The sequence below is a fragment of the Streptomyces sp. AB3(2024) genome, from assembly GCF_041862025.1.
In the GTDB taxonomy this organism is placed as follows: Bacteria; Actinomycetota; Actinomycetes; order Streptomycetales; family Streptomycetaceae; genus Streptomyces.
In genome coordinates this window covers 38665-54347 of the sequence record NZ_JBGWAB010000044.1, presented here as the reverse complement: position 1 = coordinate 54347, position 15683 = coordinate 38665, and the positions used below count along the sequence as shown (strand labels likewise).

The 15683-nt window shown below is 70.6% G+C and carries 14 protein-coding genes; 12 read left to right on the top strand and 2 right to left on the bottom strand.

All coding sequences use genetic code 11. The features are described 5' to 3' along the window. Positions 1 to 254 precede the first annotated feature (254 nt). Positions 255 to 389 (bottom strand): hypothetical protein, encoded by a 135-nt coding sequence (locus ACEPPI_RS19155; protein ID WP_362856132.1) that lies wholly within the window; start codon positions 387 to 389, stop codon positions 255 to 257. Positions 390 to 921: 532 nt separating this feature from the next. Here ACEPPI_RS19155 and ACEPPI_RS19150 point away from each other — a divergent pair. The 3 genes from ACEPPI_RS19150 to ACEPPI_RS19140 all read left to right on the top strand — a co-directional run bounded on the left by ACEPPI_RS19150 (position 922) and on the right by ACEPPI_RS19140 (position 3884). Continuing rightward, complete coding sequence (locus tag ACEPPI_RS19150) at positions 922 to 1803, top strand: amino acid--tRNA ligase-related protein (protein ID WP_373916440.1); 882 nt, start codon at positions 922 to 924, stop codon at positions 1801 to 1803. Positions 1804 to 1832: 29 nt separating this feature from the next. After that, positions 1833 to 2675 (top strand): TauD/TfdA dioxygenase family protein, encoded by an 843-nt coding sequence (locus ACEPPI_RS19145; RefSeq protein ID WP_373916439.1) that lies wholly within the window; start codon positions 1833 to 1835, stop codon positions 2673 to 2675. Positions 2676 to 2756: 81 nt separating this feature from the next. After that, positions 2757 to 3884 carry a hypothetical protein gene (locus ACEPPI_RS19140; protein ID WP_373916438.1) on the top strand — a complete coding sequence of 376 codons (1128 nt, stop codon included), beginning with the start codon at positions 2757 to 2759 and terminating at the stop codon, positions 3882 to 3884. Between the two features lie 183 nt (positions 3885 to 4067). Here the strand turns inward: ACEPPI_RS19140 and ACEPPI_RS19135 are convergent, their stop codons facing one another. Next, entirely contained in the window at positions 4068 to 4448 is a 381-nt protein-coding gene (locus ACEPPI_RS19135) for an HIT family protein (protein WP_373916437.1), read from the bottom strand. Between the two features lie 236 nt (positions 4449 to 4684). Here ACEPPI_RS19135 and ACEPPI_RS19130 point away from each other — a divergent pair, with 236 nt between their 5' ends. From ACEPPI_RS19130 to ACEPPI_RS19090, 9 genes are all read left to right on the top strand, one after another. Then, positions 4685 to 5635 carry an LD-carboxypeptidase gene (locus tag ACEPPI_RS19130; RefSeq protein ID WP_373916436.1) on the top strand — a complete coding sequence of 317 codons (951 nt, stop codon included), beginning with the start codon at positions 4685 to 4687 and terminating at the stop codon, positions 5633 to 5635. Between the two features lie 37 nt (positions 5636 to 5672). After that, positions 5673 to 6389 carry a 2'-5' RNA ligase family protein gene (locus tag ACEPPI_RS19125; RefSeq protein WP_373916435.1) on the top strand — a complete coding sequence of 239 codons (717 nt, stop codon included), beginning with the start codon at positions 5673 to 5675 and terminating at the stop codon, positions 6387 to 6389. 604 nt (positions 6390 to 6993) lie between these two features. Continuing rightward, positions 6994 to 9009, top strand: a complete 2016-nt coding sequence (locus ACEPPI_RS19120; protein WP_373916434.1) for an ATP-binding cassette domain-containing protein — start codon at positions 6994 to 6996, stop codon at positions 9007 to 9009. 152 nt (positions 9010 to 9161) lie between these two features. Then, positions 9162 to 9821: a PolC-type DNA polymerase III gene (locus ACEPPI_RS19115; protein ID WP_373916433.1), complete on the top strand. Its 660-nt coding sequence runs from the start codon at positions 9162 to 9164 to the stop codon at positions 9819 to 9821. Between the two features lie 428 nt (positions 9822 to 10249). Beyond that, positions 10250 to 10810 (top strand): NUDIX domain-containing protein, encoded by a 561-nt coding sequence (locus tag ACEPPI_RS19110; protein ID WP_373916432.1) that lies wholly within the window; start codon positions 10250 to 10252, stop codon positions 10808 to 10810. Beyond that, positions 10807 to 12180 (top strand): MFS transporter, encoded by a 1374-nt coding sequence (locus ACEPPI_RS19105; protein WP_373916431.1) that lies wholly within the window; start codon positions 10807 to 10809, stop codon positions 12178 to 12180. The genes ACEPPI_RS19110 and ACEPPI_RS19105 overlap by 4 nt, the downstream gene beginning before the upstream one ends. Continuing rightward, positions 12177 to 13436: a protein-L-isoaspartate O-methyltransferase gene (locus ACEPPI_RS19100; protein WP_373916430.1), complete on the top strand. Its 1260-nt coding sequence runs from the start codon at positions 12177 to 12179 to the stop codon at positions 13434 to 13436. The genes ACEPPI_RS19105 and ACEPPI_RS19100 overlap by 4 nt, the downstream gene beginning before the upstream one ends. After that, complete coding sequence (locus tag ACEPPI_RS19095) at positions 13433 to 14284, top strand: trans-aconitate 2-methyltransferase (RefSeq protein ID WP_373916429.1); 852 nt, start codon at positions 13433 to 13435, stop codon at positions 14282 to 14284. Before ACEPPI_RS19100 ends, ACEPPI_RS19095 begins: the two co-directional genes overlap by 4 nt. After that, positions 14281 to 15672, top strand: a complete 1392-nt coding sequence (locus tag ACEPPI_RS19090; RefSeq protein WP_373916428.1) for a phosphotransferase — start codon at positions 14281 to 14283, stop codon at positions 15670 to 15672. The genes ACEPPI_RS19095 and ACEPPI_RS19090 overlap by 4 nt, the downstream gene beginning before the upstream one ends. Positions 15673 to 15683: the final 11 nt, after the last annotated feature.

Genomic DNA, 15683 nt, shown 5'->3' with positions numbered 1-15683 from the left:
TCTGATGCTCTATCCGGTCCGGCACCCGGGGGGGGGGGGGGGGGGGGGGGGGGGGGGGCCCCCCCCCCGCGCGGCCCCCGCCCCCCCGCGGGCCCGCCCCCCCCGCCCCCCGCCCCCCCCCCCCCCCCCCCCCCCCCCCCCCCCACCCGGGGCCGTCCCCTTCATCCGGTTCCGAGCCCCGCACGGGCCACGCCGTCAGGCGCGCCCGCCCCAGGCGACAGCTTCACGAAGGAAGGGGGTGGAGGTGTTGCTGATCAGGCGGCGTCCGGACGGACACCGGTCTTCAGCGAGGCGTCCGGGCGGACCCCCGTCTTGAGGGCCGCGTCCGGGCGGACACCGGTCTTCAGCGGGGCGTCGGGGCGCACACCGGTCTTCAGTTCGACGTTCATGACTCTCCCTTCAGGGCACAGGCGTGCCCTGGGTTCCGTGGTGATCGGGTGGGATCCGTGCACTACGGACCGCAGGTGGATCCCTGGAGGTCCTCGGCACGGGACAGCACGCGGAGGGTGGTGCGTTCACGCGGAGAGCTGGGGCGAAGGGGGCAGGCCCACTCGTACAGGCCGCGCCCACAGTCCGGAGCGGTCCATGTGACCGCGGTTCCCGCCGGGCGCCGAGCCATCAAGCTAGGGCGGCCCTGTCCAGCCCGGCAACACCTCGCGGTGTCGCGCCGGACGCACGGCTGTCGCATCGAGTGCATCCGTGTGTTGCACGGGTGTTGCACGCTCAGCCCCTGCGACCAGGCCATGCAACACCGCCGGTCCATCCGCGTGCCGGTCGAGGCGGAGCCAGGCCGCCCGGCGCCGATTTCGCAGGGTTCTGCGCGACGCGGCAGCGCACTAGCGTGCCGGTGCCGACGACGTGCCGCGGAGCGCACCAACCCGCAGACGCCGGCCCTACAGCCCTGGGACCAAGGAGTGCTCCGTGTCCGGCGAGATGATCGCTCTCAAGTCAGACGTCCTGTTCAGCCTGCGCAGCACCCTTCACGCGCAGGGCTTCGTCGAAGTCGTCACCCCGACGGTCCGCAAGGCCGACCTCGGCGCCGGGCGCCGCCTTACGGTCGGACTCGACGAGGGCCGGTTCCTGAGGGCGATGATCGGGCCCGCACTGCGCGTGAACCTCGAACATCACCAGCGGGTCTTCGAGATCGGCCCGTGCTACCGGCCCGAAAAGCCCGACGAGCTCCACGCCAACGAGTTCACGATGCTCGACCTCTACGCCGCCAACCAGGACTTCGAGTTCCTCTTCAACCTGGCGGAGCAGCTGGTCACCCCGCACCTCCGCTACACCCCCCAGCGGGTCTCGGTCGCCGACCACATCCAAGACCTCTTCGGCACCGACCTGCGCAGCGAGGCTCTCGGTGATCTGCCGGCGCGAATGGCCAGCCACCTGCACCTGCCGGCCCAGACGCCGTTCAAGACGGTCCTGGGGCAGTTCGTCGAACGCGAGCTGGAGACGCAGAGCGCGGGGGCCGCGCTCTTCCTCACCGACTACCCGCTCGGCGGAGACGAGCCGTGCGCGCGCCTCACCCCGGGCACGACCGGCATCCTGAACCGCTTCGAGCTCCTGGTCGACGGCATCGAGGTCATCCACGGCTACGAGGACGAACCCGATGGCCAGGCCTTCACCGAACGCGCCCGCGCGGTGGACCTGTACGACGACGAGCAGGCCCTGGCCCGGGAGGCGATCGACGCCGGGCGGGTCCCCGCCGCGAGCGTCGGCCTCGGAATCGGCATCGAGCGCCTGTGCATGGCCATCGCCGGCATCAAGGACATCAGCCGCTTCCAGCAGTCCCGCCAGTTCTGAACAGCCCCCGCCTGCCCGGAGGACCCGCGATGCTCTCTGCTCTTCGTCCACTCCACGCGGACGGCTTCGGAGCCGTCCTCGACACGGACCTCACCGACCCGCAGACGCTCGGCCTGGCCGCGGACCTGAAGGAGGCCCTTCACCGCCACCGGGTGCTCGTCGTCCCAGGCCAGCACCTGAACCACGCCGACCTCCTGGCCACCGCCGCCTGCTTCGGCGAGGTGGACACCGACGTCGACCGCCGCTACGCCGTCGGTGGCTTCCCGGGCTTGACCACGATCAGCAACATCCTCGAGGACGGGCACCGCGTCGGGGTCTACGACGGCGACCATGAAGAGGAGTGGCACGCCGACAACTGCTTCAAGCCCAACCTGACCGGCGTGACCCTGCTGTACTCGGTCATCGCACCGAACCAGGGCGGGCAGACCCGGATCGCCGACGCCACCGCGGCCTACGCAGCCCTGCCCGCAGACGTGCGGCAGCGCATCGAGAATCTGCGCGCCGTCCACTCCATCCAGCACCTCGCCACCCTCCAGTACCAGGCCAGCGGCCAGTCCTCCGTAGCCGCCGGCACCCTGGCCCTCCAGCCCGAAGTCGAGCAGCCCCTCGTCCTCACCCATCCCGCGACCCGGGCCCGCTCGCTGCTGCTGGGCTCCATGGCCGTCCGCCACGTCGTCGGTCTCACCTCGCAGGAGTCCAGCAACCTGCTGGCCGAACTCCTCGCACACGTGACCAGTCCCCGGTACATCTACTCCCACCAGTGGAAGGCCGGTGACCTCCTGGTCTGGGACAACCGGGCCGTCCTGCACACCGCCTCGCCCTGCGACAGCTCCCGGAACCAGCGGCTCCTCTACCGCGCCGCTGTCCGGTGAGAACGGCCAGCCCGGCCACCGCGGCACGGCCCACGGCCGGAACCCGCATCCCGGTCCGCCCCTGGTCACTAGGGTCTGCGCATGACTGAGAAGGTCCCCCTGAAGGAAGCCGCGATCAACGCGGAACGCGTCACCCGAATCGGCCACGAAATCCAGGCGGTGTGCCCCGCTTTCGACGCCGACCAGTTCGCGCGTGAGGTGATCGCGGATCTCCCGCCACTGGCGCTCAAAGCACGGATCGCGCGTACCAGCGCGGGCCTGCACAAGCACCTACCCGTATCCGGAGCACAGGCGATCGACGTCCTGCTCCGGTCACTGCCCGCCACTCCGGAAGAGGCGGGCATCACCACGGACTTCGGCCTGCACCTCTACTCCCCGCACTCCGACTACGTCGCCCGGTACTGCCGCACTCACGACAACCTCACCAGCTCGCTGGACGCCCTCGCGCGAATGACCCGCTACTTCACCGCGGAGGACGCTGCCCGGTACTTCATCGCCGACTTCCCCCAGGAGACGATGGCGACCGTCAACGGCTGGGCGCAGCACCCTGATCACCGGGTCCGGAGGTTGGCCAGCGAGTCCACCCGTCCCACCCTCCCGTGGTCCATCCGCATCCCCCTCGCGATCGACGCAGCCATGCCCGTCCTCGACCAGCTGCACACCGATCCCAGCCGGTACGTGACCCGCTCCGTCGCCAACCACCTCCACGACATCAGCGCCGAGCGCCCTGACATCGTCCTTGCGACACTGCAGCGCTGGAAGGACGCCGGGCGCGCCACCGGCAAGGAGTTCGAGTTCATCGCCCGCGAAGCCCTCAGGACCCTGCTGAAGACCGGAGACACCGCCGCCTACGAGTTCCTCGGATACCCGGCCGAGCCGCCCATCACCCTGCCCTCCCTCCACCTGGAGCGGCATGAGCTACGCGAAGGCGAGACCTTGGCCTTCACCGCGGAACTGTCCGCCACTGCGCCGGCGAAGCTCCGCGTGAGCTACGTCATTTCCTCCACCACCCTGACCGGAAGCCAGAGGAAGAAGGTGTACTTCCTCAAGGACACCAGCGCGGAAGCCGGACAGGCCCTGAACCTGTCAAAGGCCCACCGCGTGCGGACCACCGCGACCAACACGATCCGGCCCGGCACCCACACCCTCACCCTCCAGGTCAACGGCCGCCGCTTCGCGCCCACCAAATTCCAGGTTCTCGAACCGTGACACCGACCGCCATAGGCAGGGCCGCGGCTACGGTCACGGCCCATAGCGCGGCCCATCCCCGAAACGACCCCGTGCACCGGGCGAGCCGTCCGCTCAGACCGGCCCGGTGCACACCCCCGCGCCCGCCTCCGTACGGTCGCGGTGGTCCGCGATATCACCCGCTGTCACGGTCGGGCGTTGGGGTCAGCGGTCGTGATGGCCGTAGGCCGCGAGGATTTCACTCTCGCTCTCACCCCGATGGAAGAGGTGCCAGTGCATGTGCTTCGACTCCTGGTAGAGGCCCAGATTGGTGTTGACCGAGCACGCGCCGTGCTCCTTCTCCACCATGGCCGCGACCTCTTGGACCACGGCCAAGACCTCGGCGAGCAGATCAGATCCGGCGCTTCCGAGGTTCGTGAGGGACGGGACGTGCTCCTTGGGGATCACCACGATATGCACCGGGTAGGACGGACGGGTGTGGTGGTAGGCCAGGACACGCTCCGTCTCCACGACCCGTTCGACTTCGACCCGGCCGCTGAGGACCTGGTTGCAGTAGAAGTCGCTGACCGCCGCACCTGTCGTCACAGTGAGCCGCCTTCGTCGTCAGGGTGTGATTGGACGCCACGGTACTGCCCTACGACGGCCAACACCGCACCTCCGTCAGGGCAGTACCGATCGCACACCAGTACTCATCTCGCCCCGCGGAGGGCCAGGCTCTCTCCGTCGTACAAGGCCTGGGCGACGAGGCCCTCACCCACCGCTTTCCGCCCCTGGCCTCGGCCTTCGGACGAGCCGCGCAACCCACTGAAGGAGACCACCGCTTGAACACCACACCCCGGCTTCCCGCTCGGCTGGGAAAGGGCGACCGGATCGGCATCGTCACCCTCTCCGCCCCCGAACCTGCTGCCGACCCGGCCGCCTTCGAGCGCGGGGTCGCCGCGCTCATGGCCCGAGGGTTCGAGCCGGTCCTCGGCGCCCACGCCTTGGGCCGGTCCGGGTATCGGGCCGGCAGCACCACCGACCTCCTGGACGATTTCCACGCCATGATCGCCGACGACACGATCGCGGCGGTGGTGTGCGCGGGCGGCGGCAAGAACGCCAACCGGCTCCTGTCCGGCCTGGACTACCCGCTCATCGCCGCGCACCCGAAGGCGATCGTCGGGGTCAGCGACCCCAGCCTCCTCCTGAACGCGATCACCGCCCGCACCGGGCTCGTGACCGTCCACGGGCCGTCGGTGATGTGGGACTGGGCGCAGGACGGGCCTGCCAAGACCTTCGAGCACTTCACCGCGGTGCTGTCCGGACGGCCCGACGCGGCCCGGATCGACGCACCCCTGACCTGGACGCGGGCCGGCGTGGCCGAAGGTCACCTGGTGGCCGGCTGCTTGTCCTCGCTGCGGTGCCTGCTCGGCACCCCGTGGGAGCCGCTCTGGGATGGTGCGCTCCTGGTGATCGAGGACGCCTTCAAGCCCACCGATCTCCTCGACCAGGCCCTGACCCACTTCCAGGACTGCGGTGTCCTGGACCGGATCGCCGGACTGATCGTCGGGGAGAGCGTGGGCTGCGAGCCCACGGCGGGGATCACGGTCGCGCAGATGGTCGACGAGGTGTGCCGGGACTACGGGTGGCCTCTGGCCCACGGGCTTCCGTACGGGCACACCCCGCTCAAGGTCACCCTGCCCATCGGGGCAACAGCCCGCCTGGACGCGGACGCCGAGCGCCCGCTCACGCTCACGTCCCCATGGACCGCTACCCGACAGGAGTCGCGATGACCACCAGCGTCCGAAGGAACTCCCGCAGGAGGCCGTGATGATGCTGGAGAAGGACCCCAAGGCGTTCCCGCCCGCGCCTCCGGCGTCGCTGGATGATGCGCGTGCGGTGCTGGAGGCCGACTGGTCGGCGTTCACCCGCATCGGCCGTATGAGCGACCACTGGGACCGGCCCGGATGGACGGCCGGTCACCACGCCTACTACTGGATGGTGACCTTCGCCGGCGCCAGCGGGCTGGTCGATGAGGCACTCTCCTGCCAGAACGCCCTGGCCGAGCTCGCAATGGACCCGGTGCCTGCGGACGGTCTCCACATCACCATGGCCAAGATCGGGAACCGTGACCAGGTCACCGGCCCCCAGCTGGGCGCTCTGGCCGGGGTCGTGCGCGGCACTCTCGGACGCCCTTTCCGGCTGCTAGCCCATCCGATGGCCGGGTCACGGGGCGCGATCCGGTTCACGCTCACGCCGTGGACGGAGCTGGTGGCGCTGCATGCGGCCCTGACGCAGGCCGGAGCAAGGGCAGGCGTGCCGGGAGGCCGAGGAACGCCTCTTTTCCGTCCTCACCTTGGCATTCTCTACAACAACCGTGACCGCGAGGCCGCCACTCCCATCCAGGCTGTTGCCGCACTGCGTAGCCGTTCACCCGTCGAGCTGACGGTGAACGCGGTGCAGCTGGTCGAGCTCCGCCGGGACGCACGCGCATACAGGTGGGACACCCTGCACGAGCTCGCGCTGGACGGTGCCGTGCAGCCGTAGTCGGGGAGCCGGTCACGCGCCGACTTCGCGCCCGCAAGGCGCGAGCTCGACCTGTCCGACAGCGGCCCGATCCAACCTGCGAGCGCCCGCCTCACGGTCTACGGACGCAGACCCAGTCCCCACCATCGCCCATGCCCACAGCCAAGAAGCCTTGGACCAGACGGCCCGCGGTCCGAAACGACCCGGCACACCATCCACAAGGGATTTCCCAAGGACCGGCCCCGCACCATCGGGTTCAGGCCAACCTCTCGTCTGCGCCGGCCTGGGAAGCCGGCGGCAGCCGGAAACGATCAGCGGCCATGGGAGGGGCCTCCGCGTCGCAAGGTCGGCCAGATCGCGCTGCTCCTCCCACCGGCCTGCGCTGTACTCACTGCCTCCACCTCATTCGCTCAGCAACCGCCACCTCCACAACCCGAGGAGGCGGCCTCCAACACGCCCTCCCGGAGGACCCCATGCATCCCACCCAGATCCCCCTTGCACCCCGAACCGTGCCCAGGCATCCCAAGAACAGCTGCGGTACCCCGCGCGCTCTGCTCCAGCACCACGCCGACGACGCGGCCGTTCAGAACCACCGCTCACCACGACCGGATACGGGGCGAAGCGAATGACCACACACAAGGACCCGGCACCGCAGGACGCGGCGGCGCAGAGCGTCTCGGACTCCGAGCGGCTGCTGTTCGGCGGGGAGCTCGCCTACGACGTCGGCTGGGACCAGCACGAGGGTGCCTGGCTGAAGCTGGGCCTGTGGACCATGGCCAAGGCCCTGCCCAGCATGGCCGCCACCGGCCTGAAGCTCGCCCATCTCGCGGACGCCCGCGCCCTTCGCGTGGTGCTCGGCGCCGAGGTCGGACGCGGCATCACCCAGGCTGTCGGGCTGGTCGCGGTCAACAGCGTCCTGGGCCACATTCTGGCCGGCGGTACGACGAACGACCGCCTGGCCCGGGCCGTGCCGGCACTCGTTGTGGTCGCGCTGACAGCGCTGCTGGGCTCGCTCCTTCGGTCCGCGTCGACGGCGGCGACCGGTGAGCTGGAGCCGAAGGTGCAGCGGGTCGCAACGGAGCGCTACTTGGGGCTGGTCCACCAGGTCGAGCTCTCGGCGATCGAGGACGACGAATTCCACCGCCTCCTGGATGCCGCCCGCTACGGCGCCGACTCCGCCCGCCGGATGATCCGCTACTGCACCAACACCCTCAACTCGGGGATCTCGCTGATCGCGGCGGCGGGCGTGCTGACCGTGCTGCACATCGCGCTCCTGCCTCTGCTGGTCCTGATGACGTTGCCGAGCGCTTGGAGTTCGCTGACGATCTCCAAGCAGCGCTACATCTCCTTCCACACCTTCGTGCAGCACGCGCGGGCTGGACACCTGCTGGGGCAGCTGCTGACCCAGCGCGAAGCCGCCGCCGAGGTCCGGGTCCACGGCGTCGGTCCCTTCCTTCTGGAGCACTTTAGGGAGATGGCCGAGACCAGCGAGCGCGAGCAGACCCGCCTCGCACGCAACGCGGCCCGGATCGGACTGATCGCCGACGCAGGATCCGGCGCCGCGACCCTGCTCACGTACAGCGCACTCGGACTGCTGCTGTGGAGCGGGAGGATGGACCTCGCTGTCGCCGGCACCGCGGTCCTCGCCATCCGCACCGGCGCCTCCAGCCTCGACGGGCTCGTCCTGCAGATGGCAGATTTGCACCAAGAGTCACTCTTCGTAGCGGATTTCGATCGTCTCTGTGTGGAGGCGAAGGCGCGGGCGATCCCGGCGACCGGCGAGGACCTTCCCGAGACCGTGCGGGAAGTCCGCTTCGAGAAGGTCACCTTCACTTACCCGGGCAGCAGCGGCGAAGTGCTGGAGCCGACCCTGCGGGAGGTGTCCCTGTCCTTCCCCATGGGCAAGGTCATCGCCCTCGTCGGGGCCAACGGATCCGGCAAATCCACGTTGATCAAACTCCTTGCCGGCCTGCACCTGCCCGACGAGGGCGGCGGCACGATCTGGTGGGACGGCGTCGATGCCGCCAAAGCCGACCGCAACCAGATCTTCGCCCGTATCGCTCTGATGTCGCAGAGCTTCTTCAGGTGGCCGTTTACGGTGAGGGTCAATATTGGCATCGGCAGGCCCACCGTCCCCATCGAGGACCAGGCGGTGCACGAGGCGGCGGCCTTCTCCGGAGCCAGCCGCTTCATCGATGCCCTGCACCGCGGCCTCGGCACGCTCCTCGGACGCGGCTACAAGGGAGGCAAAGACGCCTCCGGCGGGGAATGGCAGATGCTGGGGATCTCCCGATCTGTGTACAGGCACGCGAAAATCCTGGTGGTCGACGAGCCGACCAGTGCCCTCGACGCGGTCGCTGAGCAGCGGGTATTTGATCAGATCCGTGCGCTGGCGGCGGAGACGGGCCAGACGATCGTGCTCATCACTCACCGTCTCCATTCGGTGCGCCACGCGGATGTCATTCACGTCATGAAGGACGGCCAGGTCGCCGAGTCGGGCAGTTTCTCGGAGCTGATGGATGAGGCCACCGGTACGGGGGACTTCCGAACCGCTTACCTCGTACAGGCCTCCGCGTTCACCGACAGCCTGCCCGGCCAGCGTGATGCCACCACCGGCACCAAGACCGTCGGCCGGGGGTGACCACGCTGACGGACAGGCCTGGGCGCGCACTCGCCCCGGTGTCCGCAGCGGTTCGCCCCGGCCCTGGCCTGCGCCCTGGCGGATCACGCGGCGGGTGCCGCGTCCGAACCCGTCGCCGCCGTGACCATCAGGTACTTCAAGGAGGCCATCTCATGGGAGCTTTGACAGCCGACTGCCCGCAGTTCCGGGAGATCACGTTCGTGATCATCGACTTTGAGGGGACCACGCCCCGCGGGTATCCGCCCCAGCCGATCGAGGTCGCGGCCCTCGCCTTGTCCTTCCGGGCCGCGGGAGGGTGGGAGCGGACCGGGGCGTTCGAGTCGCTCATGAGGCCGCCCGCGTTCGCCCCGATCACACCGCTCGGGACCCGGCAGACCGGCATCACCGCCGAGATGGTCGCGGGCGCGCCCCCAGCCGGCGAGGCACTTGCAGCGCTGGATGCCCGCTTGACGGCTGGCCCGTATCTCCTGGTCGCGCACCACGCCAGCGTCGAGAGCGGCATGATCTTCCGCCATCGCGAGGCCTGCCCCGTGCTGGCCGCCACCGATCTGATCGACACGATCCCGCTGGCCAAGTACCTCCTGCCCGACCTCGGGAACTACAGGCTCGACACGCTCCTGGCCCACTACAAGATCCCCAGGCCCGCGGACCGGCACCGGGCGATGGCCGACGTCAAGGTCACCGCCGAGGTCTTTGGCCGGCTGATCGACGACGCCGACGCCACGGGCGCCTTCAAGACCCTCAGCGCCGTGAAGGAGACCGCGGGGTGCCGGGCCAAAGCCACGGAACCCGCCCAGAGCGGACTGTTCTGACCACCCCGGCCGCCACACGAGGAGGACCCCCGGGCCGGGACGCGGATCCAGGTCCGCCTTCCCGTATCAACAGCGGCGTTTCGGCCATCACCCCAGGGTGGCGGGACCCGCGCACGGAAAGGGTCGATGCACCCTGCACCAGGCCACGGCCCCGGCCGGATACGGAACCCCCTTCGGCTGGAACACGCACGTTCGATCATGCGGGTGTCGTCGTTGAACCCGACATCATCAGTCCCACGACAACAACCCCTCAGCACAAGAGCAGTTGACGCCTCACACAGCCGCGCACACCGGGCGCGCTAATCCCCTGGCGAGGCCGGCAGTTCACGCCACGCACGCAACCCTGCCTTCCCTGACACCGCCCCCGCACCGGCCCCAGTGCCGGACCGCACCGCGCTTCGCCCACCACCAATCCCCAGGAGTCCGGCATGACTGAAAACCCCGAGGAACCGCGCGGAACTGCCGCGCTCCTGGCTAACGGCGCCGGCCAGCACCTGGTCCGTCTCCGCGATGACGACAAGCCGCCGGCAGCCGGGGGCAGCCGCGCCCGGCTGAATGTCCTCGGTGTTCACCTCTACCTCGAGCGGGAGGACGGTCGGATCCTCCTCGGGCTGCGCCACCCCGACGTCGCGTTCGCAGGCCGGCACTACCACTTCTTGGCAGGGCACTGCGAGAGCGAAGGAGCGGTTGCCTGCTTGGTCCGCGAGGCGGAGGAGGAGGCCGGCCTCACCATCGACCCGGGGGACGTCGAGCTGGTGCACACCGTGCACATGGTCGACGAGGGCGGGGACGACCAGCCCCGGATCGGCCTCGTCTTCCGGGCCCGGACATGGGCGGGAGAGCCGCAGCTCCGGGAGCCGGACAAGTGTCTGGAGTGGGTGTGGGCGGACCCGGCCCAGCTGCCCGAACCCGTCGTCGCGTACACGCGGACCGCGATCGAGGCGATCGGCCGCGGCGTGCCGTACTCCGAACTGGGATGGTCGGCATGAAGCCCTCCCCCGGCTCCCCGGCCGCGGCGACAGGGGGTGACGTCAGGCCTTCGTTGTGGCGGCACCGCGACTTCCGCTGGTACCTGACCGGGCAGAGCGCCAGCGTGGCGGGCAGCTCGATCAGCTCCATGGCCCTGCCGGTACTGGCCGTCCTCGAACTCGACGCCACGCCCGGCCAGGTCGCCATGCTCGCGTTCCTCGGCCAGCTCCCGCCCGCGCTCCTCGCCCTGCACGCGGGGGCGCTCGCTGACCGGTACGCCAAGCGCAAGCAGATGATCACCGGTGATCTGGTCAGCGCTGCGGCGCTGGCGACGGTCCCGGTGGCCGCGGCCCTGGGGACGCTGAGTCTGGCGCAGCTCATGGCCGTCGCCGCCGTGCAGGGCGCTGCGGGGGTACTGCACGACGCGGCGGCGATCAGCTTGCTGCCGGGGCTGGTCGACCGGTCGCTGATCCAGCGGAGCAACAGCCGCGTCGGCGCGCTGTTCGCGGTGGCGGCGACCGGCGGCAGCAGCCTCGGCGCCGCCCTGACCGCACTGCTCGGCCCGGCCCGGGCCCTGCTCGGCGACGTCGGCTCCTACCTGTTCAGCGCCTGGTGCACGGCCAGGATCCAGGCCCGCGAGAGCGTGCCGGCGCCAGCCGCACGGCGCCGGCTGGGGGCGGAGATCGCAGAGGGCTGGAGGTACGTTCACGGCGATCCCCGTCTTTCGGTGCTCACGTGGGTCAACGCGACGACGTCCCTGGCGCTGGCCATCCTGAACACCTTGTGGGGCCTGTACCTGCTGCGATCCTTGGCGATGCCCCCGGCCGTCTTCGGTATGGTCCTGGGCTTCGGAGCCCTCGGCGCGGCCACCGGGGCCCTGTCCGCCCCGGCCGTCGCGCGTCACGTCGGGCCCGGGCCGATGATGCTCGGCGCGCTCGCACTCACCCCGCTGACGCAGATCCCGCTGCTGCTCGCGTCCCCCGGCACCGGCTGGGAGATCACGATCGGCGCCACCCTGTTCGTCCAGCTCGCGTGCGCGGGGGCGGCCGGAACGACCCAACGTTCGATCAGGCAGATGATCACCAACCGGAGCATGCAGGCCCGGATGCAGTCCGTGAGTACCTGCCTGACCTCCGGGGCCCGGCCACTGGGCGCACTGCTCGCCGGCGGCCTCGGCACTGCGGCCGGAGTCCGGCCCGCCCTGGTCACCGGTGCCCTGCTGCTCGTCGTGCCGCTCGTGGTCCTTGCCCGTTCGCCGCTGCGCGGCCTGCGACAGATGCCCGAAACTCCGGACCCACCCGACGTCCCCGACACGGTCGTACCCGCTCCCGGGCCGGCGGCAGCCACAGACGCCAGCCGGGAACGTTCGATGGACGGAGGAGCCCCATGAGCCGGCCGACCAGCCGGAACACCGAAACGGAACCCACCGCCCGTGCGGCGGCAGACCTGGGCTCCGCGGCCGGTCGGGCGGAGATGGTGGCCGGCCTGGAGGATTCCGGTGACCTTACGGCCGGACCGGTCCGTGACGCACTGCTCGCGCTGCCACGCGAGGTGTTGATGCCGCAGGCGTACGTGCGCCGCTCGGCCCCCGACGAGACGCCACCGCACTGGGAACTACTGGACTGGGCGCGACCCGAGGACAGGGACGAGCTGCGGGCGCTGCTCCACAGCGGGGGCAGCGTGCCGGTCCAGCACGCCGGTGAACCGCTCCTCGGGCGGGTCCCCGGCCCCCGGTCCGGGGGTTCGATGACCGCGATGTCGAGCACCATGGGCATGACCGCGCCCCTGCTCACCCTCCTGGACCTGAAGCCGGGCAAGCGCTTCCTGGACGTCGGCACGGGCGCCGGAGTCACCGCCGCCGTGGGGTGCTTCATCTGCGGCGACGCGGGCGTCGTCACCCTCGACATGGACGCGCACGTGGGTGATGCCGCACGAGCCCGCCTCGCCGCCCTCGGGTACCGGCCCGCCGTGGTCACCGGCGACGGGCGAGAGGGCTGGCCCGGCGGGGCGCCGTACGACAGGATCTTCGTCTCCTTCGGCCTACCCCATGTCCCGCCCGCGCTGGTGGCGCAGCTCGCGCCGGGTGGCCGCGCGTTGATGACGGTGGGCGCCACGTCGCCGTCCTGGCCCGGCCTCGCCGTCATCAACAAGACCGCGACCGGACAGGTGCGGGCCGAGCTGCGCGCGGTGGAGTTCGGGCACCGCGCCGGCGCCGGCTTCGACCAGGTGTTCCTGTCGGCCACATTCCGCAAACGGATCGCCACCGAGGACGGCCTGCGGACGCAGGCCAGCCGCCTCGAACCGCCGCCGGTCACCGACCGGGGCTTCTGGACGGCGCTCGGCGCCATGCGGCCCGGCCTCGTCCGTGACTTCGCCGCCGACGACCTGACCATCGGCGCACCCGCTTGCGGATCCTGGATGCGGGCGCGCCCGGCCGGACACCGCCGATGGGAGATCACTGTGGCCGGGCCCCGCGACATCTGGGAAGAGCTCCACGACGTCGCCGCCCTGTGGCGCACGGCCGGATCCCCCACCGCATACCGCCTCGAGTTCGCCGCCGACGGTACCCAGTGGGTGACCAGCCGCTGCGCGACCCTCACTTGGACTCTCCCCACCTCTTCACCCACCCCTGGAGACGACGCATGACCAGCAGTTCCGGTGAACCGGCCGCCGCCGTCCCGGGGGAGGCGCTCTTCGGTACGACGGCCGTCGACTACTCCCGCTACCGGCCTGGCATCCCGGACGCTGCAGTGCGCCTGCTCGCCGCGACCCTGCACGGCGTGCCCGCCCCCGCCCTGCTCGACCTCGGGACCGGCACCGGGCAGGTGCCGCGCGCGCTGCTGCCCGCTCTCCCGCGACTCGCCCGCATCGACTTGGTCGACGTCAACCCGGCCATGCTCAACCAGGCGATGTCCGAACTTCAGCCTCTCCTCGAAGGACGCACGGCCACGGCCTTGGCCGGCGCCGCCCACACCTTCGCTCCCCAACAACCCGAAGCCCGTGCCGATTTGATCACCATCTGTCGCGCCTTCCACTGGATGGACCGTCCGGCCGTTTTGGAGATGGCCGACCGGGTGGCTGCCCCGCACGCCGTCGTGGCGGTGATGGGCGACGGCAGCCTGTGGACCCACAGGGCCGACTGGACGACCGCCCTGAAGGAACTGATCCAGACCTACCTGGGCGAGTCCCGGCGTGCGGGCATCACCGGTACCTACACGCAGCCGGCGCGCTCCTACGAGGACGACCTCGCCGCCTCGCCGTTCAGTGACGTGCGCGAGTACCGGTTTCCGATCACCCGGGCGTGGCGCCCTGAGAGCGTCATCGGCTACCTGCGCAGTACCAGCTTCGCCCGCCCCGACCATTTCGCAGACCGGCTTCCGGCATTCGAAGCCGAGGCCCGTGACCTGCTCGTCGCGTACGCCAAGGGCGGGATCCTGCGCGAGGACGCCGTCTTCACCGTCCTGACGGCCCGCCGGCCCAAGGCCGCGTCATGAGTGGCCCGCAGCGACACCGCGAACCCGTCGACGTTCACCTCATCCTGCGCCGCGACACGGATGTGGGACCCGAGGTTCTGCTCTCCCGCCGCGCCGGCGACGTCTACGCATCGGGCATGTGGCACCTCGTCTCAGGTCATATCGACGGCCCGCACGAGGACATGCGTACCGCGCTGATTCGCGAGGCCCAGGAAGAGGCCGGGATCACCATCGACCCGGCGCAGGTCCGCTACGCGCTCACCGTGCACCACCGCGGTCCAGGCGGCCGAAGCCGAATCGGAGCGTTTTTCGAGGTCATCGCGTGGCAGGGCATCCCCGCAGTCCGCGAGCCGGCCGTGTGCGACGCCATGGGCTGGTTTCCCCTCGACGCCCTCCCGGAGCCCATAGTCGCCTACTGCAAGGCAGGGCTGGACACCTACCGGGCCGGAGAAGTGATGGCCCTCCACTTCCAGGAACCCGGAGACCCGATCGCCTACACCCCGGCTCTCGACCGCCGCCGTGGCCTTCCCTCCGCGCTCGGACCAGCCGGCCCCGTCGGACCCGAGAGTGCGGTGCGGGAGTTCGCCGAGCAGGCCGTCGGGCGGATCAGGACCTGGACGGACCTCTCCTGGACACGGGAGGCCAGCCGCGTGTGGCAGGCCGACGGCGTGGGAGGCGGCGTCTGGTTCGTCAAGATCCATCAAAACGACCGGTTCCACCAACGGGAGGTGGACGCCCTGCGCGGCTGGGTCTCCCGCCTGGGCGCGGCCGCCCCCCGCCAGGTGGCAGCCGAGCCGGCGCTGCGTGCCGTCGTCATCACCGCGGTCCCCGGCGACTCCCTGCACGGCGCCGTCCACCCGCCGCAGGAAGAGCAGCTGATCTTCCACCGGATCGGCCGGCTCGCGGCCGCCATCCACGCCAGTGCCCCGGCCCGCCCGGCCACCGGCCCGGTACTGCCCCTGGGGAAACTCGAGCGGCACCTGGACGGCGCGCGCCTGCTCCTCTCTCCAGGGGACGAGGAGTTCGTGAAGGCGGTGGTCGGGCGGGCCGCCGGCCTGCCGGCACTGGCCACGGTGCCAACTCACGGGGACTTCCAGCTGAGGAATCTTCTCTGGGACCCGGCCGCCAAGACCTTGCACGTGATCGACTTCGAGCGGAGCGAGGAAGGCCCCGGTGTCCGGGACTTCGTGCGCCTGGCCGATGCCTGGCATGGCCGGCCCGATCTGTTCGAGGCCCTGATCGAGGGATACGGGCGCCCGCTCACCCCGGCCGAGGAGCAGTACATGGAGGTCCTGGCGGTCCTGGACTCGGTGTCAGGAATCGCTTATGGCGCCGCCAACCACGATCCGGAGCTCATCGAGCGCGGCCGCCGCGCCCTGGCCCGGCTCCGTGCCGCGGTCCGCCCGTGAACAGCACACCA